This window comes from Lacticaseibacillus suibinensis (assembly GCF_003946175.1).
Classification (GTDB): Bacteria; Bacillota; Bacilli; order Lactobacillales; family Lactobacillaceae; genus Lacticaseibacillus; species Lacticaseibacillus suibinensis.
Genome location: NZ_RHOK01000017.1, coordinates 1 through 25,789 on the forward strand (window position 1 = coordinate 1; position 25,789 = coordinate 25,789).

At 53.9% G+C, this 25,789-nt stretch carries 18 protein-coding genes and 2 pseudogenes; 13 read left to right on the forward strand and 7 right to left on the reverse strand.

The genetic code is table 11. The features are described from left to right. Window positions 1-94: 94 nt before the first annotated feature. On the reverse strand, window positions 95-442 hold the full coding sequence (locus EKM90_RS09080) for a hypothetical protein (RefSeq protein WP_164507936.1): 348 nt from the start codon (window positions 440-442) through the stop codon (window positions 95-97). 197 nt (window positions 443-639) lie between these two features. On the opposite strand from EKM90_RS09080, the gene EKM90_RS09085 reads away from it, so the two are divergent. Further along, on the forward strand, window positions 640-1,662 hold the full coding sequence (locus EKM90_RS09085) for an IS30 family transposase (protein ID WP_125581895.1): 1,023 nt from the start codon (window positions 640-642) through the stop codon (window positions 1,660-1,662). A 68-nt stretch (window positions 1,663-1,730) separates the two neighbouring features. Here the strand turns inward: EKM90_RS09085 and EKM90_RS09090 are convergent. Then, a pseudogene (locus tag EKM90_RS09090) lies at window positions 1,731-2,195 on the reverse strand (MFS transporter); the annotation flags it as partial. A 205-nt stretch (window positions 2,196-2,400) separates the two neighbouring features. Here EKM90_RS09090 and EKM90_RS09095 point away from each other — a divergent pair. The 5 genes and pseudogenes from EKM90_RS09095 (at window position 2,401) to EKM90_RS09110 (ending at window position 7,538) form a co-directional block, all read left to right on the forward strand. Continuing rightward, window positions 2,401-4,185, forward strand: a complete 1,785-nt coding sequence (locus EKM90_RS09095; RefSeq protein WP_125581899.1) for an AlwI family type II restriction endonuclease — start codon at window positions 2,401-2,403, stop codon at window positions 4,183-4,185. 79 nt (window positions 4,186-4,264) lie between these two features. Then, window positions 4,265-5,434: a DNA adenine methylase gene (locus EKM90_RS09100; protein WP_125581901.1), complete on the forward strand. Its 1,170-nt coding sequence runs from the start codon at window positions 4,265-4,267 to the stop codon at window positions 5,432-5,434. A gap of 579 nt (window positions 5,435-6,013) precedes the next feature. After that, the gene (locus EKM90_RS13195) at window positions 6,014-6,196 is read left to right on the forward strand and encodes a helix-turn-helix domain-containing protein (RefSeq protein WP_308439330.1); all 183 of its coding nucleotides are present in this window, start codon (window positions 6,014-6,016) and stop codon (window positions 6,194-6,196) included. A gap of 12 nt (window positions 6,197-6,208) precedes the next feature. Then, a pseudogene (locus EKM90_RS09105) lies at window positions 6,209-7,147 on the forward strand (RNA-guided endonuclease TnpB family protein); the annotation flags it as partial. A gap of 88 nt (window positions 7,148-7,235) precedes the next feature. Next, window positions 7,236-7,538, forward strand: coding sequence for a hypothetical protein (locus EKM90_RS09110; protein ID WP_125581903.1), 303 nt, complete (start codon window positions 7,236-7,238; stop codon window positions 7,536-7,538). A 63-nt stretch (window positions 7,539-7,601) separates the two neighbouring features. Here EKM90_RS09110 and EKM90_RS09115 read toward each other — a convergent pair whose 3' ends face one another. Then, complete coding sequence (locus EKM90_RS09115) at window positions 7,602-8,531, reverse strand: peptidylprolyl isomerase (RefSeq protein ID WP_125581905.1); 930 nt, start codon at window positions 8,529-8,531, stop codon at window positions 7,602-7,604. A 316-nt stretch (window positions 8,532-8,847) separates the two neighbouring features. On the opposite strand from EKM90_RS09115, the gene EKM90_RS13200 reads away from it, so the two are divergent. The 7 genes from EKM90_RS13200 to EKM90_RS09150 all read left to right on the forward strand — a co-directional run bounded on the left by EKM90_RS13200 (window position 8,848) and on the right by EKM90_RS09150 (window position 20,567). Beyond that, window positions 8,848-14,685 carry a S8 family serine peptidase gene (locus EKM90_RS13200; protein ID WP_125581907.1) on the forward strand — a complete coding sequence of 1,946 codons (5,838 nt, stop codon included), beginning with the start codon at window positions 8,848-8,850 and terminating at the stop codon, window positions 14,683-14,685. A 253-nt stretch (window positions 14,686-14,938) separates the two neighbouring features. Next, complete coding sequence (locus EKM90_RS09125; RefSeq protein WP_125581909.1) at window positions 14,939-15,322, forward strand: hypothetical protein; 384 nt, start codon at window positions 14,939-14,941, stop codon at window positions 15,320-15,322. A gap of 203 nt (window positions 15,323-15,525) precedes the next feature. Then, window positions 15,526-16,440 carry an ABC transporter ATP-binding protein gene (locus EKM90_RS09130; protein ID WP_125581911.1) on the forward strand — a complete coding sequence of 305 codons (915 nt, stop codon included), beginning with the start codon at window positions 15,526-15,528 and terminating at the stop codon, window positions 16,438-16,440. Continuing rightward, complete coding sequence (locus tag EKM90_RS09135) at window positions 16,421-18,040, forward strand: ABC transporter permease (RefSeq protein ID WP_125581913.1); 1,620 nt, start codon at window positions 16,421-16,423, stop codon at window positions 18,038-18,040. Before EKM90_RS09130 ends, EKM90_RS09135 begins: the two co-directional genes overlap by 20 nt. A gap of 10 nt (window positions 18,041-18,050) precedes the next feature. Then, a complete protein-coding gene (locus EKM90_RS09140) occupies window positions 18,051-18,698 on the forward strand; it encodes a TetR/AcrR family transcriptional regulator (RefSeq protein ID WP_125581915.1) in 648 nt (215 codons plus the stop codon). Window positions 18,699-18,816: 118 nt separating this feature from the next. Continuing rightward, on the forward strand, window positions 18,817-19,704 hold the full coding sequence (locus tag EKM90_RS09145) for an NAD(P)-dependent oxidoreductase (protein WP_125581917.1): 888 nt from the start codon (window positions 18,817-18,819) through the stop codon (window positions 19,702-19,704). Between the two features lie 2 nt (window positions 19,705-19,706). Next, complete coding sequence (locus EKM90_RS09150) at window positions 19,707-20,567, forward strand: aldo/keto reductase (protein WP_125581919.1); 861 nt, start codon at window positions 19,707-19,709, stop codon at window positions 20,565-20,567. Window positions 20,568-20,798: 231 nt separating this feature from the next. Here EKM90_RS09150 and EKM90_RS09155 read toward each other — a convergent pair whose 3' ends face one another. The 4 genes from EKM90_RS09155 to phnE (EKM90_RS09170) form a co-directional block, all read right to left on the reverse strand. Beyond that, a complete protein-coding gene (locus EKM90_RS09155) occupies window positions 20,799-22,142 on the reverse strand; it encodes a metallophosphoesterase (protein ID WP_125581921.1) in 1,344 nt (447 codons plus the stop codon). Between the two features lie 87 nt (window positions 22,143-22,229). Continuing rightward, window positions 22,230-23,864, reverse strand: coding sequence for an ABC transporter ATP-binding protein (locus tag EKM90_RS09160; RefSeq protein ID WP_125581923.1), 1,635 nt, complete (start codon window positions 23,862-23,864; stop codon window positions 22,230-22,232). A gap of 347 nt (window positions 23,865-24,211) precedes the next feature. Next, a complete protein-coding gene (gene phnE / locus EKM90_RS09165) occupies window positions 24,212-25,012 on the reverse strand; it encodes a phosphonate ABC transporter, permease protein PhnE (RefSeq protein ID WP_125581925.1) in 801 nt (266 codons plus the stop codon). Next, window positions 25,009-25,788: a phosphonate ABC transporter, permease protein PhnE gene (phnE, locus tag EKM90_RS09170; protein ID WP_125581927.1), complete on the reverse strand. Its 780-nt coding sequence runs from the start codon at window positions 25,786-25,788 to the stop codon at window positions 25,009-25,011. The genes phnE (EKM90_RS09165) and phnE (EKM90_RS09170) overlap by 4 nt, the downstream gene beginning before the upstream one ends. Window position 25,789: the final 1 nt, after the last annotated feature.

A 25,789-nucleotide genomic window follows, 5' to 3' on the forward strand; every position in this document is an offset into this window, starting at 1 on the left:
ATTCAAGCAGTCCAATCCGCACTGAACCATCGTCCCAGACGTATTCTGAACTATCTTCGCCCATGCGATTACTACCGATGCATGGCGTAACAGCCTAGACCACTATCAAGAATTCGTTATCATCGTTGCACTTGACTTGAAAATTGAGGTAAAAGTCTTCAGCACTAAATGTTGTTTGTAAATCAAATTCCATTGCCAGTTCATCCAGTGAGGCTTCAACCACATTTCCAATGACCGTTAATTTTTGCTTGTTTTTGAGCTCTTCCACGACTCCATAACTTGCTAAGAATTGGAGCACACTCTCCATCACATTGAAGTTAATTCCAGTATCAACCTGGAAGGCTGCTTCATATTCTTTGAAATATTCCGAGTCCAAAGCCTCATCACGAATATCAAAATCTCCAAACTTATAACGTGCTTGAGTAATCTGTGTTCCAATCATGTCCGCATGTGTTGTCGGCAATAAATCAACAATTCCATTATCCTGGATACTGACAGTAACCCAATTCTGAGCCCCAGATTTAACTTCCCCGGTTTAAACTTCAAGTGCAACGCCTAAACCGCTAGACCGGTTTGTACAAAAAGGCCAGGAAGACCTATTCTTGTTAGCGACTAGACAGACAAGAAAGAGGAATCTTCATGACCCACTCTCAGACTACCACCGTCCGCTCATACCAACAACTGTGTTCCGCCGAAAGAGGCGCTATTGAAGCCTTGCACAGGCAGGGCTTGTCTTGCCGCGCTATTGCTCTTGTACTTCGCCGCAACCCTAGTACGATCAGCCGTGAGCTACGGCGAGGCGCGGTTGATCACATGAGCTCGAATCGTAGGATTCATTCCGCATACTTCGCTAATGCTGCCCAGGCTCGTCATGAACGAGCTCGGCTCAACAGCCGCTCACACGGGTTGCTTCACAGCTGCGATTACTTCTTCGACGATCTCATCAAAGCCCTGCACCAGCGCCCTCGTGTACACAGTCTCGACAGCTTCGTGCATACCTTCAAGATGATGTATCCGCATTTGAAATGTCCTTCAACGCCGACCATCTATCGCTATATTGACCAAGGACTGCTACCCATCACCAATGTCGACTTACCAATGAAGCTGCGTCGAAGAGTGAAGCATCCTGGTAAGCGCCATGCTCGCATGAATAAGCGCAAGCTTGGAGACTCGATAGAGGTGCGACCTGAGGTCGTCGACAAGCGTTCTGGCGCTGGTCATTGGGAAGGCGATCTAGTCAAGGGCAAGCGTGTGCGGAGCGAACCAGCTTTGATGACTCTTACCGAACGTTACTCCAGAACTGAGATCATCGTGAAGATACCGAACTATCGGGCGGAGACTTGCCGGGCAGCGCTTCAAGACACTATCGATGACTATGGTGCCAAGGAGTTCGAGACGATCACATTCGACAATGGCTCCGAGTTTGCTGCGCTGAGCCAAGTCACCGGCACCAAGATCTTCTTCGCTCATCCGTACTCACCCTGGGAGCGTGGGTCTAACGAGAATGCCAATGGTCTATTGCGTGAGTACTTCCCTAAGGGCAGATCCCTCAAGACTGTTACTGCTGATCAGGTTCAGGCAGTGCAGTCCGCCCTCAACCATCGGCCACGGCGCAGCCTGGGCTGGCTTCGGCCCTGTGACTATTATCCCAACATGGCTTAAAGCTATACCACTAACAAGGATTGGTTAGCGAGTGTTGCGCTTGAGTTGACAACCGGGGAACCGTGCTGGGCTAGTAGTCCGCCTAGGCCAGGTCCGAGAATGAGGCCGCCGGAGAAAGCCGCGGACAGCCAGCCGATCACTTTGGCCCGGTGCTTGAGATCTGTCACATCTGCCGCCAAAGCCTGCGCGGTGGGGACAAACACCCCGGCGGATAAGCCGCCGATGATGCGAGACAAATCAAGCATATAAAGATGATTGGTCAAAGCGAATAACACTTCGGACACGGCGAACAACGCGAGCCCCCCCAATAGCAACGGTTTGCGGCCAATGCGGTCCGACAGGCGGCCAATCAACGGCGAAGCGATGAACTGCATCAAGGCATAGAGCGACGACATGATGCCCATATCAGTGGCAGTAAAATGCAGCTCATTTTTGATGAAAGGCATCACTGGGAAAATCAGGCTCATGCCAAGACAGATCAAAAATTCGCTGAAAATCAAAATGGTGATGGTGCGTTTGGTGCGGTTTGACATGGGTTAACCCCTTTCTTCGCTTGACGATTCACCACTTGGAAGCCAGGCGATAGCGCGCGGTGATTTTGAAAACAGTTTAATGGGCATTGTAGCACATTTGTTCCCGAGAAAAACGAGCGTTCAATGAGAGGCCAAAACTCCTGCGAGGTGGGCGAGTCGTGCATGTTAAACTATCACTATACGGTTAAAAAGGGGGGCCACTGTCATGGCCGATAAAACCAACTTCAACTGGCGCACGGCGCCGCGGTCGATTGCCAAGCTAATGGCCTGGCTGCCATATTTTGCCCAGTTTCAACAAGCAGATTACCAAGCTGCAGTGGCAAATCAGGAGCCAAGTACCATGGCCAAAATCCCAGTGCTCTATCCGGTGCGGCGGGCGATTCGCTATGCCATCGAAAGCGATGCCGATGATCCGGACCCGCTGACGCAACTGACGTTAGCTGATTTTGTGGCTGGCCAGCAACCTGCGAGTGATTTCAGTGACAAGGAATCCAAAGTCCGCCAAATCGTCACCACTGCTGAACAATATGGCTTGATGGACGCTAAAACCGCGCGCCTCACGCCGGTGGGACAGCGCGCAGTGGCCGGCCAGTTAAGCGGTGAGGACTTTTTGGTTCAGCTGCTCAAAATGTACGTGATGGTCGATGAGCACCATGGTGTTTTCCCGTTGCGGACAGTGCTGCAGCTGATGGCACATTTTGGCGCACTGAGTCGCAACGAGCTCACCTTTGTGTTCGGCACGTTGGACGATGCCGCGGTGCCAACGACCATTGAAGCAGTGCGGGCCTTCCGCACGGCCTATGCCAAGCTGCCGAGTCGCAATGACAACCGCGCTGTTGAGGCTTTGGCGATCAAGACCTGGCACCAGTTCTTTCCCGCCACCCCTGACCGCAAGATCATTTCAATTCAGCATGACTACACCGATGCCTTGCGGCGGGCGTTGGAATTCACCGAGCTCTTTTACTCGCACGGCCGCGGCACCGCGATGAAGTTGCGGGTCTCGGCGCTGAATCAGCCGAAGCTGCAGCAACTGGTGAACGATTTTACCTTTGTGCTGCCACCGCAGCAGTCGGTTAATGGCCACCTGGTTCAAAAAAGTGCCCGTGAGACGCTGGCTTGGTTTGGGGCCGTGGGCAATTTGTCACTGCCATGGGATCAGCCAGATGCGCGGGTGCAGTTGGTCGAGGACAAGCTGGACCATGCGGCGCGGTTATTCGCTACTTTGCCTGACGCGCCTTATGCACCGGCGCAAGTAGCGGGGATCAAGGCCAATTTGGCCAAGGCGTCGATTCAACAGCTGAAAGACCTTGAGTCGGCGCTGGATCAGGCCGTGCTGGCGCAAACGGAACTGCTGTATGTCCAAAAAGAAGCACAGACGCCGGCCGCCCGGCAAGAAATTCTTGAGCGGTTTGAGACGATTTTAAATGATAAAGACCAGGCGGCGTTGTGGCTGGAAGTCAATACCTGGCGGGCGTTTGTCGCGCTGAGCGGTCAGGACAAGGAAGTGATTCATCATTTCCAGATGAATCCCGATTTGACCCCGAAGTCCTTTGCACCAGGCACCGGCAACACGCCAGATATGGAAGTGCATCTGGCCAGCAGCATTTTGGTGCCGGAAGTCTCGCTGATGGCTGGCACGGTGCAATGGGAACACGAGGCCTCATCGGTGATTGACCATGTGATCAAAATCAGCCAGGCCAGTCCAAAGCCGACGCTGGGCGTGTTTATCAGCGCACGCATCAATCAGCGCACTTTGTGGCAGCTGTTTTTGCTGAATCACGATTCTTGGTTGGGCCAACCGGTGCCAGTGGTGCCTCTGACCATCAAACAGTTCAGCGCAATGATGCAGGTCGCCTATGCGACGGACGCGACTGCGCAGGAAGTGGCCACGTTGCTAGAGCAGATCAGTGCCGCGGCGCGCCAGCTGACCACTTACATTCAGTGGCCGAATGCGATTGAAAGTGCCTTGGACGCCTGGGCCCGCCGGTGAGCGTTGTATCACCGGTGGTCATTGGGTACACTAGAGACACTGAGTAGAAAAATTTGGTTGCGATGAAAGAGTAGAGAAGATGCTGACGCCTTTATTGAAATATCCCGGCGGTAAAACCAAGGAGCTGCCGCACATTTTGCCGGCTTTGCCGGCGCAAATTCGTCATTATTATGAACCCTTCGTGGGCGGCGGCGCGGTGTACTTTGCCGTGGGCAGCCGCCGTGCTTCAACCATCGACGGGTACTACATCAATGATCGCTCTGATGAGCTGATGCGGCTGTATCGCGCCGTGGCCACCGGGGATGAAAGCTTCTTTGCAGCGGTCGCGCGCATTGATGCGGCTTGGGTTGGGGCGGAAGCTTATGTCGAGCACGGGAAGCCGGAATTGCTGGCCTTTTTTGCGGCACAGGTGAAAGCCACAGAACAGACGCGGCCGCAGACTCAGGCCTGGGTCAAGGCCCATCAAGCCGCGATGGCGGCCGCCTTTGCCCCGGCGTTTGAAGAGGGACAGGGCTTCTTTGCCGATTTGCCGGTGGCGATGGCGCGCAAGGTGAACTTCCTGCGCAAGCAAGCGGCAGGTGGTGTCACCATTTCGCAGGCTGATTTTGAACAAATCATTTTGACCACCTTTAAATCCTCGCTGTATGTGTACTACCGCGACTTGTTTAATCGCATCCCTGAGCTGGCCTTCACGCCTGGGGAGCAAGCAGCGCTGTATTTGTTCATTCGCCAGTACGCGTACTCCTCAATGTTCCGCTATTCCAAAACCGGAAAGTTCAACGTCCCATACGGTGGCATGACTTACAACCACAACACGTTGGCCAGTCGGGTGGCGGATTATCACAACCCGGAATTAACGGCCCTGTTGGCGCGCACCACCATAGGAAATCAGGACTTTGCCGCATTTATGGCCGCGCATCCTCCGGTGGCAGGCGATTTCCTGTTTCTCGATCCGCCTTATGATACTGATTTTTCCACTTATGCCAATAACGAGTTTGGCCAATCCGACCAAGGCCGACTGGCGCAGTACTTAATTCACGAGACCGTCGCTAATTGGATGCTCGTGATCAAGCACACACCGCTGATTGCCGCTTTGTATGAAGCCGGCACCGCCACTGCCAACGGTCAGCAGGTGTTTCTGCATGCTTTCGATAAATCCTACTTAGTTAACTTCAAGAACCGCAACGCCAAAGACGTTGAGCATCTGGTGATTACCAATTATCAGCTGCCTGAACAAGACCTACTTTAGCGTCAGGCGCCCATGCGTCGTCACCGAGACTCAGCCTCGGTGGCGACCTTTTTGAATTAGGGCAAGGAAACACGTTCTTTTAAGCACGTGATGAAATGACCTGTTTGTGTGTCGCATACACTCTGCGTACAGTATCGCATAAGCTGCCATAGATAGTGCCATGAAGGATGCCACAAGTCTTCCATATGGTAGAACCTCTGTCTACAATCTTAAATTACCACATCATCTGAGGAACTAAATACCACAAGAGGTTACAGCCAAGTGAATTCTATTTGAGACTGCTGAGGAATACGGATTAAGCATCGACAGAATGGAATTCGGTGAGGACGATTGTATGCCCCTATTGATTGGCGCCCCGTCAAGCCTGCAGTGACTAATATTCTGCGCTGGCAGAAAGGAATTTCACCGCGCCGCCGATTCGCGCAAGATTCGGCACAACAAAATAGTTGTTCGTGAATTGGGGAATGTCCCATATGACCGCGTAATTGTTATGTGGTAGGCATGAAAGGGCGGTTCAGCTAATAGCGACAAAATCAATACATTGATGGCCAACGTTGAAGGTGGTGAAGCTTAGTGACAATGAAGATGTTTAAACTCCGCATCTATCCGAACATCACTCAACGGCTTCAATTTGAGCGTAACTTTGGTATGGGTCGGTTCGTTTGGAATGAATTGCTCAATATGCAGACCAAACGTCACGAAAATGGAGGTAAGTACGTTAATGAATTTGGCATGAACTATTTACTCAAGCCCCTCAAATAAGAATATCCATGGCTAAAGGAAGCTGACGCAACTAGTCTTTTGGGTGTTAGTCACAATCTGCATCTAGCCTTCCAAAAGCTGTTCAAAGAACACGCCGGTTACCCGAAGTTCAAGTCCAAGCGCTTTACGCGCCCCGCTTATCGGTCAAATGCCGTTAACGGCAATATTGCCCTGTTAGATGAAACCCATATTCGGTTACCCAAGGTCGGCATAATCAAATTCCGGGCCGGGCAATTACCCACTGGTAAGATTAAGACCGCAACGGTGGTTCGGAGTAGCACGGGTGAATATGACGTGTTGGTGGTCGCAGAGGTTGAAATTGCCTCTTGGCATCAAACTAAGGCGTTGGCAGGCATTGATATGGGCGTAGCCGACCTTGCAATCACAAGTGATGGTAAGAGGTACGCGACTAAACGTTTCGACAAGGCGTTAGCCAAGAAAAAGCACTATTGGGAAAAACGTTTTGCCCGTCGGCGCCATCAAGCGGAAAAGGAAATCGCTTGGGACAAAGATCTCAAAGTTGTTGCCCCACGGCGGTTGAGTGATTTCAAAAATTACCTGAAGGCTAAGGTGATGGTGGCAAAGTACAGCGAAAAAGTCGTCAACCAGCGCCGAGACTACTTGCAGAAGATAAGCACTGAACTTGTGTCTAAGTATGACGTGATTAAGCTGGAAGATCTGAAAACCAAGGGTCTTCTGCGTCATCATCACTTAGCGCGGGCAATCGCTAATCAATCTTGGCGTGAACTGCGGCTAATGCTGGCATACAAGGCGGCCTGGTACGGCAAACAAGTCGTCGCAGTGTCACCATACAAGACATCGCAAAGATGCTCAGTATGTGGATATGACGATGGTAAACACGAACTGACTATCCGTGAGTGGACTTGCCCACGATGCCATACTCACCATGACCGCGACATTAACGCGGCTATAAATATTCTAGCAGCTTAGAAAAAAGCAAACAGGCTCGTTAGAGTCTCTGGCACGGGACGTGCCTTGGTCAATAGTCGTAACCTCTGCGCAGAAAGCTCAGCGCTGGATGTGTAAGTCAGCGGTGTTCCCAGAAGCTCGGTCATTTATGGCCGAGCAGTTCACGAAGCAGGGTCATTCGGTGGATGAGTTGGTTTACCATGCGCGGTGGTTTCCTCTGGGGCCAATCGTGGCCGCAGTGATGGGGCTAGTGATTGTGTTCGGGCAGGATTTGCAGGCGGTAACGTCTGGGCAGTGGTATCGCTTGGCGATTAGCTACATGTCGCTGCCGGTGTTCTTGGGGATGTTTGCCTACTACAAAATTAGGTATCGCACGCATGTGATTCCGCTTGATCAAATCAAATTGAAGTGAAGCCCGTTCATTGAATAATGAATCAAAAACACCGCTCCTCACGCTGAGGGGCGGTGTCTTGCATTACTTGGTGGTGGCAGTACCGGAAGTGGTGGTGCCTTTATAAGCGTTCAGCGCGGATTGGAGATTCTTGTCCTTGATTTTGACGTTTTCGTCTTTGAGCACTTGGCTGATGACATTCTTCATCACCGTGGTGCTGGCCTCCCATTTTTGATAAAGGGAGGCGGTTAACGCGGCTTTGCTGGCCTTGAAGGTCCCTTTGGCAGGGTGCTTGATCATTTGTATCACTTCATAGCCGCTGGTGGTTTTCACTGGGGTGGTGGTGAACTCGCCATCCTTCAGCTTGTACGCCGCGTCCTTGAAGGTGGAGTCCAGGTTCTTGTCGGTGCTGTCAAACGCTGCCATTTTGCCGCCGTTGCTGGCGGTGGTGTTATCTACTGAGTATTGTTGGGCTAGCTTGGCAAAGTCGGCGCCTTGTTGCAACTGGGCGATGACGGTTTTGGCCGTGTCTTCACTGGTCGTCAGGATATGTTGGACGGTAATTTTCGGTTGGTACGTTTTCCAGGCGTCCTTGAGTTGGGCAGTGGTGGGCTTGATCTGTGCTTTCAACGCCGCTTCGCTGAGGTAGTTCAGGCGCAAGGTTTGCTTGAAGGTCTTTTTGGTGTAGCCATTTTCTTCTAGGTAATCAGCAAATTGATCACCATACCGCGATTGGTAGGATTTGTAGGCAGCGGTGACTTTGGTTTCATCAATCTTCTTACCGTACGCATCTTTCATGGCCCCATAGATCAGGAGATTGGCCAGTACTTGTTTCGCACTCGGCTCGGCTTTTAACGCCTCATAAAAGTCCTGCTGCGTGATTTTCTTTTTGGCATATTGCGCGACGACCGGCTGATTGGCCTGATCGGTTTGTGAAGCGTTGCCACAACCGGCCAACGTCAGCATGACCCCCAGGGCGACCAGCACCCGGGTTGGTTTCAAAATTGTCTTCATGAAAATACTCCTCCCCAAACATGTGCTTCTGATTGTACCGCCAGAGTTAATGAAGAGCAACGTTATTCCTAATATTTCTCTCATTTTTCTTGAAGAATCGCTAAATACCGGTAATTGTTGGATACAAAGCTCCCATTAGTGGGTGTTTCTCATACGGAAACACATTCTTTAGCCCGAATAAAAGCACAACAAAATTTGAAGAATATTAGAACCTTCTTTGAGAAATAGGTTGCAAATTAGAATTTTCCACATATAATCATTCTTATCATCACTTAATCAAGATGGTGAGGTTTGAGTCACTCTAGGGGGTAAATGAATGAATAGGACAAGCAAAACGATTGTGACGGCGCTTGCAAGTACTGCTGTTTTGGGGGCATTGGCACTGTCGCCTGTGTTCGAACTGCAGGCTAAAGCAAGTGTTGATAGTCAGTCTAAGGCAAAGACCAAGGCCGCGGCGACTTTAGCGACCCGCAGTAACGCCAAAGCCAAGGCGTTGGCCACCACGGAGGATACCACTGCCAAAGCGGTCGAAGCGCAGCTGGCGGCCCGGGGGGTTAACTTCACGAAGTTGACCACGGCCCAGCAAAAAGACACTTATGTTGATGTCATTATTCAACTGGCTGCCGCTCCTGCCGCCGAAAATGGCAGCTTGAGCACCAACGCCAGCACCGCCGAAATTCAGGCGGCGACCGATAAGGTCATTGCCGCGCAGGCTAGCACCAAAGCGGCGGTGGCGGCCATCACTGCCCAAGGTACCGGCGAAAGTTACGGCTATGTCATCAACGGCTTTACCACCAAAGTTCAGGTCAAAGATCTAACCAAGTTGGAACAAGTCGCCGGGGTCAAGTCGGTTTCCATTGCCAAGGTTTATTACGCCGCTGAGTCTTCAGCCAACGATATGGCGAACGTTTCCACAGTTTGGTCGAACTACAAGTACAAAGGTGAAGGCACGGTTGTTTCTGTCATTGATACCGGGATTGATCCTAACCACAAGGACTTCCGGTTGAGCGATGCCAGCACCGCCAAGTTGAGCGAAGATGACGTCAATGCCTTCATCAGCAAGACCGGCTATGGCCGCTACTACACGTCCAAGGTGCCTTATGGGCATAACTACGCCGATAACGATGAAATTATCACCGACGACAATCCGGAAGAGCAACACGGGATGCACGTCGCCGGGATTATCGGGGCCAATGGTACTGGTAGCGATCCGACCACGTCCGTTGTTGGGGTGGCGCCAGAAGCGCAGCTCTTGGCGATGAAAGTCTTCTCGAACTCTGATACCGCGGCGACCACTGATTCCACTTCAGTTGTGGGCGCGATTGATGACTCCGCTAAGTTGGGTGCGGATGTTTTGAACATGTCACTGGGTTCTGCTTCAGGCAAACAAAGTGACGACGATCCAGAAGTCGCGGCGGTGGAAAATGCCATCAATGCTGGGACTGCCGCTGTGATTTCCGCCGGGAATGACGGGACTTCAGTGTCTGACCAAGATGGCACCAACGTTGACTACTTCGGCAATCCGGATATGGAAATGGTCGCCACCCCAGGCACGGCCCGCCATGCGACTACGGTTGCTTCCGCTGAGAACACCAAGGCCATCAACAACGCCATCACGATTTCCGCCGATGGCACCACGATTTTGGGCCCATCCATGACCGAAACCGGTACTGGCTTTGACCTGACCGCCTTTGATGGCAAACAGTTCTACGAAGTCAAAGATGCTGACGGTAACCTCGGCATTGGTACGGCTGATCAATTCACCGCTGATGTGAAAGGCAAAATTGCCATTGTGAAGCGCGGCGACATCAACTTTACTGAAAAGCAGGCCAACGCGAAGGCGGCTGGCGCGGCTGGCGTCTTGATCGTCAACAATGCTGGCGGCGACGAAGCACTCACGTCTGTGGCCTACGATGCGGGTTTCCCAACTGCCGGTTTGTCCACTAATGATGGGGACAAGTTGGTCGCTTATCTGGCGTCTAACCCAGATGCCACCTTCAATGTTGAAATCGGCCTGAAGCAAATGGACAACACCCTTACCGCGACGGATGCCATGTCCACCTTCAGTTCCTACGGGCCAACGTCGGACTTGTCCTTCAAGCCTGACATCACCGCGCCTGGTGGCAATATCTGGTCGACCCAGAACAACAACGGCTACACGAACTTGTCTGGGACCTCCATGGCTTCACCATTCATCGCTGGTTCACAGGCGCTGTTGACGCAGGCCATGAATGACGAAAATGGCAAGTATTATGCCTTGTATCAAAGCATGACTGCCAGTGAACGGGCGGCCTTCATGAAGACCATCGAAATGAACACCGCCACTGAAATCACTGATGTCGACCGCGATGCTGTCATCGAATCCCCACGGCGTCAAGGCGCAGGGATGGTGGACGTGGACGCAGCCATTGATGCCATCAGCAAGAACCCATCCACGGTCACTGGTGCCAATGACTACCCAGGCGTTGAACTGAAAGACTTCGATGAAGCGACGCATCAGTTTACCTTGAAGTTCACCAACCGCACCGATCAGCCAATCACCTACACGCTGAAGGACAACGCGAAGCTGACAGCGGTTTATACCTCTGCCACCGACGCGCAAACCGCGACGTTGTATGACAAGGCGATTGCTGGGGCCAACATCAAGGCGGATTCCACGATTGCTGTACCAGCAGGGACCACCCAAGAATTCACTTTCACCTTGACCTTACCAAGCGATTTTGAAAAGGATCAATACGTTGAAGGCTTCCTGAATTTTGAAGGCTCCGATGACTCCAAGCTGAGCATCCCATACATGGGCTTCTACGGCAGCTGGGGCGATCCCCAGCTGTTTGATGACTTCAACGGCGTCACCTTCACGCCAACCACGACCGGCAACACCGGGACCATTGTCAATGGCGGGAATGATGAAGATGGGGCCATCAGCAACCCTGGTCTCACCACCGATGCCCAAGGCAATTACGTCATCGATACCAACAACATTGCTTTCTCCACCGCGCCGGGCGCTGACATTGCTTGGATTCAGCCTGAATACTGGATGTTCCGCAATGCCAATGATGTCCAGACTCAGCTGTTAGACGATCAAGGCAACCTGCTGACGACCTTCTCCACCTATAAGGCCGCTACCAAGAGTTACTGGTATGCGAAAGATCAGAAATACGAAAAGCTGGATGGCGCGGAATTTGACGGCACGTACTTCGATCCGCAAACTAACCAAACCGAAACCCTGCCAGATGGCACCTACACCTACCGCGTGGTCGGTACGCCAGACGGCACCGATAAGCAGCAAGTGCTTGATTTCAAGGTTAAAATCGATAGCGTTAAGCCAGAAGTGCGAAACCTGAAGCTGACCGCCGAAACCGACCAGGATGGCAACAAGCAGTACTATCTGACGGCTGAAGCCTTCGATAACTTCAGTGGCCTGGACGGTTCCGCCAACACGGCCATTAACGGCGTGGAAAACGACGGTGACCAGGATCCTACCAGTTACGAAACCGAAGGCACCACCGCTGATGGCTACACCAAGATCAAGATTGCGCTGAGCGATGCGCAGGTTAAGGCTTTGGCCGCTGGCCGCAACAGTATCGCCATTGGGGTGTTTGACAACGCTTCGAACGCTGCCACGACCTCGACTACGGCTCAGAAGCCAGGCGAAGCCAACGGCGGCTTGGTCATCAACCAAGGCGGTTTGCCAGACAAGATTACGACGCAAACCAAGGGCTTCAACGATGATGGCACCGCGTTTGAGTTTGGTGGTAATTACCTAGTTGAACCAAGCTTCACTTATACCGATGCTGATGGCAACGAACATGACGGCACAGTTGACTATGCCGATGATAATTCTGGTAACTTTACTGCCGATCTGCCAGTCAGCGATGATGATTACACCACCACGGTTAAGGTTTACACCGATGACAGTAAGCAAACTTTGCTGTACGAGAAGCAGATTCAAGTCGCAATGAAGGCCCCTGAGATCGATGCCTTGGCGGTTGATGGTCAGGCCACTTACAAGCAAGGGGATCAAGCGGCCACGACGGCGCAGTCTTCCGAAACGCAAGTGACCTTGACTGGGACCGTCAGCGACGACACGCAGACCGTTCAGGTCGTCGTTGGTGATCAAACCATCGATGCTACGGTTAACGCCGATCACACCTTCACCGCCGATGTGCCAATCGCCGGTGGCGACAACACGGCTAAAGTCACCGCCACTGATGCTGATGGTAACCAAACGGAAGTCGATCAACCGATTACGTCCAGCAACTACGGCGTGGTCGCACCATCCAACAAAGACGTGACCTTCGATGATGGCATTGCCTTCGGGTACAACTACATCGCCGCGGATACCAAGAACTATGATCCGGCTACGGGCAAAATCACCATCACCGGGAAAGTTGCACGGCCAACCACGAATCTGACCATTGGTGATCAGAAGGTGAAAATCAACTCTGATGGCACCTTCAGTGTCACCTTGGACATCGGCAAGCATCACGGCAATAACTTCGGCGTTTTGATTGGCGACGACACATCCACCACCACGATTCAAGAACGGATTAGCTTGTACGTGGATGCTCAACTGCCAACGCTGACCGTGGACCAGGCCAAGGATACTGATGGCGATGGCGTCAACGACACCATCACAACCAGCGACCCGACCTTCACTCTCACTGGGAACGTTAAGGACGATAACACCTACGCTGACTTGTATATCAATGGCAGTAACGTCATGGCTGGCTATGCTGACGTGGACTTCAATTCGACGAAGGGTTACGATCAAGACTTCAGTCAATCTGAAACCTTGAAGCCAGGCAAGAACACGTTCAATATCTACGCCCAGGACTACATTGGCAACAAGACCGCAGTCCAAACCATCGTGGTCAACTATGTGCCTGCTACGGCTGAAGACACGGCGGCGTTGAAGGACGCCAAGGCCGCACTGAAGGCCACGTTGACTAAGGCGCGTGAACTGGGTGCTACCGGCGACTACACGCACGCAACCGCAGCGGTGCTTGCCACGGCTCGGCAGCAAGCGCAAAAGGTCCTGAACGATGAGGATGCCACCTTGGCTGACGTTCAAGCGGCGCAAACTGCGTTGGATAACGCGATTGCTCAGCTTGTGAAAAAGGACGCCACCACGACCCCAACGGTTGATCCGAATGCGGATATCCTCGCCGCCATTCAGGAATCTAAGCAAAGTCTCGGCACGACCACTGGTGAAACCCAAGATCCAGCCACTGGGCGGACCTACTACGGCGATTTGGACAACTTGACCGCTGAAGTCAAGGCTGGCACTGTGACCCCAGAAGAAGCGAAGAAGCAATTGAATGCTTTCTTGAACCAGGCCACCACGCTAGATGAAATCGCCGCCGCAAAGCAGCAAGTGGCTGCTACCGGGTTAGGCGAAACCCAAGCCCCGTCTGGTCGCACATTCAATGGTGACTTCGATTACCTGTACAACCAAGCCAAGGCCGGTGCTTTGACGCCGGCGCAGGCAACTGAACAGCTGAATGCATTGCTTGATGATGCACTGGACACTTTGGCCAATGAAGTCAAGCAAGCGACGCCAGTAGCCACAGGCAATAGTACCGACGCGGCGACCGGCCGCAGCTGGTACGGCGATGTCGACAATGCCAAGAACACCGGCAAAGCCGCAACGACGCCTGATCAAAAGCTGGCCCAGCTGACCGAACTGGCCAACCTCAAGCCGTTAATTGCGGCGCAGGTTAAAGCCGATGCTGCCGCTGCTTATGCGCAGGCGCTGGCGGCCAAGAACGAAGCAGCCGCGGCGAAGAACACTGCAGCGAACAACACCCGCTTTGGCGGGAGTGATGTTGAAGGCGCGGCGGCGCAAGCCAATGCGGCGGCCGCAGCGCAGGCAGCTAATGAAGCGGCTCAAGCCAAGCTACTTGCTCAGCAAGCCAAGGTCAAGGCTGCGGCTGATGCCCAGGCCAAAGCGGCCGCTGCGGCGCAGCCAACGGCGCTTGCGACTACGGGTGCAGCCAAGGCGACCAAGCTTGGCGTCGCCACTGACACCAAGCAACAGGCGGCATTGCCAGCCACCGGCGATCAAGCTCAAACCGGCTTGATGGCCCTTGGCGCCGCCATGATTGCGGGCGTGCTAGCCTTCTTCGGTAAGAAGAAAGCCGACGAGCGTTAATCATCCTTCTGTCATACTAGTACCACCGAAAGAGCCTCTGCGGAGGCTCTTTTTGCTGGCTTTTGGGCGCTAAATCTGCTATATTTAAGCCAAAGAAAATCGTATGTATCAAGAGTGTTGGTAGTGGCTATGCACTGTGACCAACCGGCAACGTACCGCAAGGCAACGTGCCCCACCATAGACGGATGCAGATCACTTCGGGGGTCGTGCATTTGATGTACGACTTTTTTAATCTTATTTTAGGAGTGATTGAATGATGACATTGATTGATGGCGCCGTGCGCGACCTCCCAGTTGGCGAGGCAGTGGTGCCAGCTTATATGCAGCAAATCGCACGTGAGACTGTGGTGAACTGCATTGGCCTGGATGACTACCTGGCGGTGCGGGGCGTGGCTAGTCCAAGCCAGCGGCAGGCGTTAGATGACCTGGTGGCGGCCAAACTGGCCGCCGCGGCGCAAGGACTACTAGACTCGCACGCCGCTTTGCCGAAGCAGCGAGACACCCGCAAGTGGCAGGCTAGTGATCTTCGACAATGGCAACACGCGCGAGCGGCTCAAATCACCCGCAATTGGTTGGCTGATTTTGCGGCTGATCCGGCGGTGCCGACGGCGGTGAGGCAGGCTGCAACTCTCGGCTAGTGACATAATTTCAGCTTGATTTGAACGAAGCGACGGCGCTGTTTAAGGTGCAGTCGCTTTTTTATTGACTCAGACCGACCTGATGAGTCAATCTGTTGATAGCGCCGGTTTAGCGGGCCTCATTGGTTGACTCGATTCTCATTGACTCGCCAGTCGATGGCTTCTACACTGAGACCATCAAAGCATAAGAGGAGGAGATAGCGATGACAGAGGTCGTTGCAATCGATCATTTAACCAAGCGCTTTGGCAAGTTTCAAGCGCTGAAAAATATCACCTTTACCATTCATCCCGGGGAAGTGTTTGGTTTTATCGGGCCGAATGGGGCAGGTAAATCCACCACGATTCGGATTTTGTTGGGGAACCTCAAGGCCACCTCCGGCCAAGCGACCATTTTTGGCCAGTCGGTGTGGACCGACGCCGTGGCCATTCACAAGCGGATTGCGTATGTGCCAGGGGATGTTGACTTGTGGCCGAATCTGACTGGCGGCGAGATTATAGATCTGCTACTGAAACTAAGCGGTCAAAAGCATACCGCCCGCACCGACGAGTTGATCAAGAAATTCGACCTGGATGTGGCCAAAAAGGCCCGGACTTATTCCAAAGGGAACCGCCAAAAAGTGGCGTTGGTCGCCGCTTTTTCCACCGATGCCGAGTTGTATATTTTTGATGAACCGACTAGCGGCCTCGACCCGCTGATGGAAGAAGTCTTCCAACAGGAGGTTTTGGCGCTGAAGGCGGCCGGTAAGAGCATTCTGTTATCCTCCCACATTCTCAGCGAAGTGGAGCGGATGTGTGATCGCATCGGCATCATCCGGCAAGGGGAAAGCATCGAAGTCGGCAGCCTGGCCTCGATGCGAAAGCTCAGCCGCAGCACGATTCATGTGCAAACCAAGCAGCCGCTGACAGCCATTGCGACCTTGGCTGCCGTGCACCAGTTCAAGGCTGAAAGTAACACCAAGGCGGAATTTACTGTGGACAGTGAAGCCGTGGGCAGCGTGATGGATCAGCTGAGCAGCCTCGAAATCGTCCAGTTGCAAAGCACCCCACCGACGCTGGAAGATTTGTTCCTGCGTTATTACAACAAAGAAGGTGAAGCGGATGCCACACAGCACGTTTAAGCGCACCGGCACCTTGCTGAAACTCGAGCTGCGGCATGACTGGCTCAAAATCGTGCTGTGGCTCACCGGCTTGGTGGGTTTGATGGCGGCCGCCGCGGCGAAGTTCGGCGGCATTTATGGCACCCAAAAGGAAATGGCCACCATTGCCACGACCTTGAAGACGCCAGCGATGGTCTCCTTGCTGGGACCCTTCACCGCCAAGCCGCCTTATACGACGGCACTGATCTACGGCAGTGAAATGATGGTGTTCATGGGTCTGTTCACCGTGATGATGAACATTCACTTGGCCATTCATGCCACTCGCAGTCAGGAAGAAAGTGGCCTGACCGAGCTCATGCTGGCGCGCAGTGTGGGCCGGCAGGCGCCACTGCTGGCGGCCATGTTGGAACTGGTGATTGTCAATGGCTTGGGTGGGGTGCTGGAAGCGCTCGGCCTGCAAGCCGCGCAAATGCCTGGCGCCACTGCGGCAGGGAATTGGCTGTTTGGCTTGGGCCTAGCCGCCTTTGGCCTGATGTTTGGTAGCTTTAGTTTGCTGTTTGCCCAGCTGGCCAGCACCAGCCGCGGCGCGCTGATGCTCAGTTACGGTTTTCTAGGGCTGGTGTTCATCGCCCGGATGGGGACGGATGTTCAAAATCCTGATTTAACCTGGTGGACGATTTTTGGCTGGATCGAAAAAATGGAGCTCTACACCAACAACACTTGGTGGCCGGTGCTGCTCATGCTGGCCGGCGCTCTGCTTGGTGGGGCCTGTGCCGTGGCTTTGGCCGCGCGGCGCGATTTAGGTGCCGGGCTCATTGCCCCGAAGCCTGGCCGCAAGCGGGCCAGTGCCTTCCTGCGCGGACCGCTGTCCCTGCTGGCGCGAGTCAACCGGACCAGCACGATTGTTTGGCTGCTGGGCCTGGTGCTGCTGGGCGCCAGTTACGGTTCAATTTTCGGGACCGTGGGGGATTTGGTCAAAACGAACCCAGTACTAGGCAAGTTGCTTGGCGGTGCGGCAGTCGCGGCGGCCAATCGCGCCGTGGTGCTAGCCATGGCCAACAAGCTGGCAGTGATTTTCGTCGTTGTGGCCACCATTCCAGCAGTGATGATGATTTTGAGCTTGAACCGCGATGAGCAAAAAGGGTTGCTGACCTTGATGCAGGCCAAGCCCATCGGCCGCTTGCGCCTAGCCTTAACTTCTGCCGGTTACGGTTTGGTGGTCGGCTCCGCAGCCTTCATTGCCGCAATTTGGGGCATGGCCGCGGCGGGTCAACAAAGCATGACCATCACGATCACGCTGGCGCGCTTCATGCGCAGTTTTGTCGGCTACTGGCCGGCGCTGCTGGTGGTGTGCGGGTTGGCCATGCTGCTGGCCGGACTCCTGCCAAAATGGCAAAGCGCCATCTGGATTGTGCCGGTTTACGGGGTGGTCTCCCTGTACATGGGGCCGCTGATTGGCTTGCCAAAGTGGGCGCTGAAGCTGTCGCCGTATGGCTGGGTCAACAAGGTACCGGTAGCTGCGGTTAACTGGGGCACCTTTGGCTGGATGACGGCGCTCGGCGTGGTGCTGCTAGCGGTCGGCCTGTGGGCTTATCGGCGTCGCGACTTGTTAATGAATTGAGGTGAGCAACATGACCCCAGCAACCATCGGCCAACCTGTGGTCAAAGATCCGGCCAAAGTCGAACGGATTTTGCATGCGGCCCTGACGCATTTTGCCCAAATGGGGTATCGCAGTGCCAAAACCGACTTGATTGCCGCCGACGCCAAGGTGTCCAAAGGCTTGCTCTTTCATTATTTCGGCACAAAAGAAGCGTTGTACCTGGCCACGGCGCAGTGGGTGTTTCAGCGGCTGAACGAGGTGGCGGATTTCAGCGTCTGGCAGAATGCACCGGATTTGGAAACCATGGTCACCCGGGCCCTGCGCTATAAGATTGCGCTCCAGGTGGACTATAAACCAGAGTTCGCCTTTGCGATGACCCTGTATGGCGGCGGTTATCCCAAGGCCTTGGCGCCGGCAATCAACCAGCTCATGGCCGGCGAAATGCAGCTGGTCAGCCAAGATCTCCTCGGTCCCGTGCTTGGGCGGATGAAGCTGAAGCCCGAGGTGACCCCGAAAATGGTGGGCGATTTGATTGCGGCGATGAATGACCTGATTGCCAGCAAAGCGCGGCCGTTTCTTGATGCCCATCCCGACGCCCAAGTGGCCGATCTCGAGTGGCTCGTCGATGAAGTAAAAAGTTACATGCGCATTTTGGAATACGGGTTTATCCAGCAGTAGCAAGCGGCGCAGTCAGCGATGACTGCGCTGTTTTGATGTTCTCATAAGCCGCCGCCTTTCGATTCTGCTGGAAAATGCGGTATACTTACTTTTAGCAAGTCTGAAATGAGGTGAGCATGTGAAAATCGGATTTATCGGCACCGGCATCATGGGGACCGGCATGATTAGCAACCTCCTGCAAGCCGGCTATGAAGTCGTGGTGTTCAACCGCACCAAGGCGCACGCTGACAAGGTGTTAGCTGCTGGTGCGACCTGGGCCGATTCGCCGCAGCAAGTCGCCGCTGAGGCAGATGCCGTGCTGTCGATTGTGGGCTTCCCGCAGGATGTCGAGGCCGTTTACTTCGGCGAGCATGGCGTCTTGGCCGGCGCCAAAGCCGGCCAGATTTTGGTTGATATGACGACCAGTGCCCCAGCCCTTGCTCAGCGCATTGCCCAAGCGGCAGCTAAGCAAGCGGCAGTGGCGCTGGATGCGCCGGTATCAGGCGGTGACATTGGTGCTAAAAACGGGACCCTCACCATCATGGTGGGCGGCGACCAGACGGCCTACGAGCAGATGAAGCAGGTTTTTGCCGCCATGGGCAGTACCATCAACTATTTTGGCCCGGCTGGCAGTGGTCAGCATACCAAAATGGCCAATCAAATTATGATTGCCGGCACCATGACCGGACTCAGTGAGATGCTGGTGTACGCGAAAGCCGCGGGGCTGGACTTGGATAAGGTCCTGACCACGGTGGGCGGCGGCAGTGCCGCCAACTGGAGTTTAACCAATTATGGCCCGCGAATTTTGGCGGGGGACTATACGCCAGGCTTTTTCGTGAAGCATTTCGTCAAAGACCTGCGCATTGCACTTGAGGCGGCCGACCAGATGCACCTGGACCTGCCTGCTACCAAGCAGGCCAAGGCGCTGTACCAGGCCATGGTGGACGCCGGCGAAGGGGACTTAGGCACCCAGGGTCTGATCACGCAGTATGCAAGTTGGCAATCATCAGCACCAAGAAAGGATTAAACATGACAAAATTGAACAGTTTAGAGGATACTTACACGTTGAGTAATGGGGTGAAAATCCCAGTTTTGGGCTTTGGCACCTGGCAAACCCCAGATGGTGATGTGGCCAAGCAAAGCGTTGAGGCCGCGATCAAGGCCGGCTATCGGCATATTGATACCGCAGCGATGTATGGCAATGAGGAAACGGTCGGCGCCGGCATCAAAGCCAGTGGCATCAAACGCGATGACTTGTTCGTCACTACCAAGCTGAACAATGACGCCCACCGGTTTGACCTGGTGCAGGCGGGCATTGATGCTTCCCTGACCAAATTAGGCTTGGACTATGTTGATCTGTACCTTATTCACTGGCCAAACCCTGTTGGCTTCCGGGACAATTATCCAGACAGCCTCGCTGATACCTGGCGGGGAATGGAAGCCGTACTGAAGGCCGGCAAAGCGCGCGCCATTGGGATTTCGAACTTCCGCCAGCAGCATATGGATGTCCTGATGCAAAATGCTACGGTCACCCCAATGGTCAATCAGATCTTCCTGAACCCAAGCGATTTGCAGCCAGCAGTCACCGCGATGAATGAAAAGTATCACATGCTGAGCGAAGCATACAGCCCACTTGGTACCGGCAAGTTGCTGGGCAATGAGCAGGTGGCCACGATTGCCAAGCACTATGGCAAGTCGGTCGCGCAAGTGCTTTTGCGTTGGTCCTTGCAGCACGGCTTCCTGCCGCTGGCTAAGTCCGTGCACGAGGCGCGGATCAAGGCCAACACTGAGTTGTTTGACTTTGACTTGACTGCCGATGACATGAAGGCGCTGGACGGGTTGCACGGCATTGCCGGGTTAGCCACCGATCCTGACACCACGAATTTCTAGGCTCTCGTTGCCGCTGACCGCTTTGGTTGGCGGCTTTTTGATTGGCAAAAAAGTGATTGAAACATAATTTGAGATGAAGATGGGCGCACGACTATTCCGGAACAGTACGAGCCAAAATGCGACGCCCTAGCCGTATAAGCCAAAGGGCCTGCAAAACCTAAGTTCAGGTTTCACAGGCCCTTTGGCTTATACTCTGGGCTAAAACCGCATTTTGTCTCAGCCTCTGGGTGGTTATTTGGTTTTGATGGTGAAATGCAAATCATTCATGTTCGTATCCTGAATAATCGTGTTGATGTAGCGTTTCAGGGAGGCGGTTTTGGCGTCCACCTGATAACCGCGGGTTTGCTTAAGGGCTTTGACTTCAGCATCCGAGATGTGATCTTGACCGGTGAAAAAGCGCCAGTTGAGTTCACCCATGAAGTGCATGCCGGCGTCTAAGTCAGCTTCGGTGATGCCAGGGCGATTGTAGAGGCTTTGAACCGCCAGCCCTTCACCGTTTTGCAGGAACAGTTTTTTCAAGTAACGCTGGTAGTGCGCCAGTTCCGGGTTCTGCTTTTGCTTAGCCGTCAGTACCGGGCTGAGGTCGGCCTGCTTGCGGGTGTAGGTCAGGCCCTTGCTGGTGAGTTGAACCACGCCATAACCGGCAGGCGAGATTGAATAGGAGCCATTGACCACTTCGACGGGCTCACCATCACCGCCGGCCATCACGTCTTGGGCGTGGATGTGGCCAGAGAACAGCACCGGTACTTGATAACGGGTGAGCAATTTACGCAGTGCTTTGGCATTGTTCAACACATAGCCCGTCGACACGACATGGTTATGTTGGTAAAGGTTGTGGTGCATGAACACCAGGCTGGTGCGACCGGCCTTTTTGCCCGCGGCCAGCTGCGTTTTCAGCCAGCTCATGGTGGCTGGTTTCAGTTCACCGCCAGTGTTCGGGTTGCGATTGGAAGGCTGAATGGTGTAGATGTTGGAATCCAGCATAATCAGTTGATAGTTCGCATTCAGGGCAATCGTGTAGCTCAGTGAAGCCGAATCTTCATCAATTTCGCTTTGATAGCCATCACTAAAAATGCGGCGCCACTCGGTGGGGCTGATTTGCGGCACCTTGTACTGATTTTTGCCTTTGTACTTCCGGGCCCAGCCGTCGTAGATATCATGATTGCCGGGGATGGCCAGCACGTGAATGCCTGCTGCTTGCAAGGCCGCTAGCCGCTTGGCTAGGTCCTGCGCACTGGCGCGTTCACCATTAAAGGTGACATCGCCAGTCAAAATCACGGCGGTCGGCCGCGGCTTGGCGGTTAACGCTGCGTGCACGAGAGCCTTGATGGCGACGGGTTGATGCTGGATATCTTTGCCTGCCGCTGACTGCTTGATTTCCGTGAAGGCCTCGCCTTGATCATGCAGCTGCGGGGTGATGAAATGCGAATCCGACAGCACCCACAGCACCGGGGTTTTACTGGTGGTGAGTTCATGGCTAGCGCCTTGCCGATGCGGCGCCGCAACCGTCAGGCCGGCAGCGATGACCGCGAGTAAGATCAACGCGGCGAGTACTTGTCCCAAGCGTTTTAACATCCGACTTCTCCTCTGAACTTGTGGTTAATCTAATTGTACACCAGCAAACGCCGGGTGTAATCGTCCATTCCAAGCAGAAGTTGCCTCTCACTGCTGCGGTGTGAGCGTTAAGATGCCATCCAGCCGCGTTGCGAGCGGTTCGGTCAGGTGGTGGGTGACCATGATTACCGTGACGTTAGGCCAAGTTAAAACTGTTTTGGTGACGGCTTGCACCGAGGCGGGGTCCAGATTGGCAGTAGCTTCATCCAGCAATAGCACCGACCGCTTGGCGAGCAGTGCCCTGGCTAAGGCGATACGCTGGCGTTGACCCCCGGATAAATTAGCACTGGCGTAATCAATCACAGTGTCCAAGCCTTCAGGCAAACTGGCCACTAGCGGTTCCAGCCCAGTTGCTGCTAGCACTTGCCCCAAGTCAGCCTCACTGGTTTTGGCGTCTAAAGTCAGATTGAAGCGCAAACTACGATTAAACAAAAGCGGCTGCTGATCAACCACCGCCACTTGCTGATGCAAGGCTGAGGGGGCGATGGTGGTCAGATTGTGGCCATCAAAGCAAATCGTCCCAGCGGTGGGCGCAAGTTTACCGGCCAGCAGGGCTAAGAGTGTACTCTTACCAACGCCGGAGGGACCAACGATGGCGTAGCGGCCGCCGGCGGTAAACTGATAAGTCAGCCCTTGTAGCGTTGCGGGGTGATTCTGATAAGCAAAGCTAACTTGATCCAGCGTCAGTGCGGTTTGCAGCGGCGTCAGCGGTTGGCCGGCAACGAGCTCTGCGGTTGGCAGCGCCGCAAACTTATCCAGCAGCGGCTGAGCGGTTTGGCGCTCGGCCAGGTTTTCGGTCAGGCCGGTCAAACTGGAAAAAATCGTGCCGGATAAAATCTGACTGGTGGAAAAAACGCCCAGCGGGATTTTACCCTGAAAATAGAGCCAGCCGGTTAGTGCCAGGATAACGAGTTGGCAAAAGAAGTTGACGGCGATATTCACTGCATAAAATCGGCTGCTGGCCTTGGCGTAGGCTACCCGCTTACTGAGTAGGTGCCGACTCTCTGCGGTGGTTTGACCTGGAAGGTGACGGGTTTGATTGAGCATAAAGAGTTGATCGAAGCCATTCAGTAAATCAGTGACCACCGTGGTTAAGCGTGCATTTGCTTGTGAGACGGCGGTGTTGGCGGCATTCATTTTGCCCACGAACGCCTTGGGCACCAGCAGCATGAGCCCGGTTAATGCCAAAACGGCGACAAACAAGCTCCAGTGGTAGTGGAGCAACGTCACGCCGGCAAAGACCACATTCAATGCTTGTTCCAAGGCCAGCCAGGAGTTCTCAAACCCGTATTCAGTAATGGTGGTGAGATCATTGGTCAGCCATGAGGTGTAATCAGGCACTGGGTGAGCATGGAATTGCGTGGTGTTGGTATGCGAAAGTCGGGTGGTCAAATCGCGGCGAATGTCCAAGGCCATTTGTTCATTGGCTCGCATCTCCGCCACTGGTTCGAAGTACCGCTGTGCGGCGTAAACCGTTAAGGTCACAGTGGTGATACCCAGCCAGGTCAGAAAAGTGCCCGTCGCATGTTGGCCCAGCGCGGTCAGCGCGCGGCCCAATGCCACGCCGTATGCCGTGTTGGCTAAAGCATTGATGAGGAGCCAGAAGGTCACGGTGAGGCCCAAGCGCCAAGATTGCCGAAAATAGTGATTCAAACGAAACGATGATACTGCTGTATATTTCAATAAAAGCCCTCCAGATTAGGTGATGTCAAGAATTTAGGCATCAAAAAAGCCAGTCGCGCGGCGACTGGCTTCCTAATCTGAGTGGATTGCCTCAAACTAGAGGCTTCGGCGGACAAACGACAGTCGACGTGCATTCAATTTAGTCATGAACTTTTTAGATGCCGTCATGCGAAATGTCCTCCTTATAATCGTATTTGAAACTTCTAATAAACATACCTGCGAATACCATGATTGTCAAATCTAATCTTCATGATTGCTCGGGCGGGCCCAGAATTTTCAACCCGTCGGATTCAAAAAGCCTCAAGCACCGGTGGTAACACCGATAATTGAGGCAATCAACACTAGGTTTATACAAGGCGCTTCCGCAACGCCCCAGAGAGCCAGTCGGTGGCGGTGACCAGCACGATAATGCCATACAAGATAATGGCGACTCGCGGCCACGACCGAGTTTGAATGGCGAAAATCAGCGGTGTTCCGACCCCGCCGGCCCCAACCATCCCTAAGATGGAAGCAGACCGGATGGCCAGTTCGAACCGGTAAAGCGTGTTCGAGACGAATTCTGGCAGGAGCTGCGGTAGGCTGGCGAGCATGGTGACATCGAGCGCGCTACCACCGGCGGCAGTGACGGCTTCACCAGCGCCACCATTCATGTTTTCGATGGCTTCGGAGAACAGCTTGGCAAGCATGCCGATACTGTGGAAGCCCACAGCCAGGACACCAGCGAAAGAGCCAGGCCCGACGGCTTTGATGAACATCAAGGCCAAGACGATTTCAGGAAAGGTGCGAATGGCGGTTAAGACAAACTTCCCAGAGCGCGTCACCAGCCAGAACTTGTGCTTGGTGTGCGCCGCCCAAAAGGCAAAGGGGAGGGAAATCACTGCGGAGATAAACGTCCCGAGAATCGCAATCCCCAAGGTTTCCAACAGGGTGGAGGTCAGATCTTCGCCGTCACCAGTCCAAACATAGGCCCAATCAGGATGAATCAGCCCATCACCAATCGATTTGGTGACCATGACAGCGTTGGCCTTGATACTGAAAGCCGGCATGCCGGTGAAGGCCCAAATGACTAAGCCGATGAAAATCACGGCGGCGAGCACCTTGCCCCAACGGCGCTGCGCCGGGGGATTAGGGAGTTTCAATTCTGTCATAGGAGCGCCTCCCTTGTTTTACCACTGACATAATCGATGGCTAACACCACCACGAAGATGACCAGCACAATCACACCAACGCGGTCATAACGGAACATCGACAGGGCCTGCTGCAGGTAAACCCCAATCCCGCCAGCGCCCATGTAACCCAGCACGGTGCTGGCCCGGACGTTGATTTCAAAGGCATAAAGCACATAGCTGACAAAATAGTTGGCAATCTGCGGAAACACCGCAAAGCGGATGATCTCAATGCGATTGCCGCCAGCGGCCCGCAAGGCTTCAAGCGGCCCGGGATCGATGGTTTCAATCGCTTCATAAAACAGCTTGCTGACCATGCCAAAGGTGAAAATCGTTAAAGCGAAGATCCCGGCTACCGGCCCGATGCCGACCACCGCCACGAACAAGGCGGCGAGCATTAGGTCAGGAATGGTGCGGACAATGTTGAGAATGAAACGAAACACACCCACGACGACTTTATTGGTGACAATGTTGCGCGACACCAGCAAGGCGTAGGGAAACGCCAGCGCCGAGCCCAGCAAGGTGCCGATAATCGACATTTTGATGGTTTGCAGCATCGGCTCCAAGGTGTAGCCGGTGTAGGCCCAATCCACATGCGCCATTTCCACAAAGAGTTCGGTGAACTGGCTAAAGTTGGTGAAAAACAAGCCGAGATGCGCATCGGTAATGAAGGCCGACCACACCAGCGCCACCAGCATCACTGCGGTAAGCGCCCATTTATGCCAGTTGAGTTTTTGTTTTGGCAACAAATCTTCCATG

Coding starts and splice junctions, on each gene's coding strand:
- EKM90_RS09140 (WP_125581915.1), top strand. CDS start 18,051: ATGACCCCAGCAACCATCGGCCAACCTGTGGTCAAAGATCCGGCCAAA.
- EKM90_RS09125 (WP_125581909.1), top strand. CDS start 14,939: ATGATGACATTGATTGATGGCGCCGTGCGCGACCTCCCAGTTGGCGAG.
- EKM90_RS09100 (WP_125581901.1), top strand. CDS start 4,265: ATGCTGACGCCTTTATTGAAATATCCCGGCGGTAAAACCAAGGAGCTG.
- EKM90_RS09115 (WP_125581905.1), bottom strand. CDS start 8,531: ATGAAGACAATTTTGAAACCAACCCGGGTGCTGGTCGCCCTGGGGGTC.
- EKM90_RS09110 (WP_125581903.1), top strand. CDS start 7,236: ATGTGTAAGTCAGCGGTGTTCCCAGAAGCTCGGTCATTTATGGCCGAG.
- EKM90_RS09095 (WP_125581899.1), top strand. CDS start 2,401: ATGGCCGATAAAACCAACTTCAACTGGCGCACGGCGCCGCGGTCGATT.
- EKM90_RS09080 (WP_164507936.1), bottom strand. CDS start 442: ATGATTGGAACACAGATTACTCAAGCACGTTATAAGTTTGGAGATTTT.
- EKM90_RS09155 (WP_125581921.1), bottom strand. CDS start 22,142: ATGTTAAAACGCTTGGGACAAGTACTCGCCGCGTTGATCTTACTCGCG.
- EKM90_RS13195 (WP_308439330.1), top strand. CDS start 6,014: ATGAAGATGTTTAAACTCCGCATCTATCCGAACATCACTCAACGGCTT.
- EKM90_RS09130 (WP_125581911.1), top strand. CDS start 15,526: ATGACAGAGGTCGTTGCAATCGATCATTTAACCAAGCGCTTTGGCAAG.
- EKM90_RS09150 (WP_125581919.1), top strand. CDS start 19,707: ATGACAAAATTGAACAGTTTAGAGGATACTTACACGTTGAGTAATGGG.
- EKM90_RS09135 (WP_125581913.1), top strand. CDS start 16,421: ATGCCACACAGCACGTTTAAGCGCACCGGCACCTTGCTGAAACTCGAG.
- EKM90_RS09085 (WP_125581895.1), top strand. CDS start 640: ATGACCCACTCTCAGACTACCACCGTCCGCTCATACCAACAACTGTGT.
- phnE (WP_125581927.1), bottom strand. CDS start 25,788: ATGGAAGATTTGTTGCCAAAACAAAAACTCAACTGGCATAAATGGGCG.
- phnE (WP_125581925.1), bottom strand. CDS start 25,012: ATGACAGAATTGAAACTCCCTAATCCCCCGGCGCAGCGCCGTTGGGGC.
- EKM90_RS13200 (WP_125581907.1), top strand. CDS start 8,848: ATGAATAGGACAAGCAAAACGATTGTGACGGCGCTTGCAAGTACTGCT.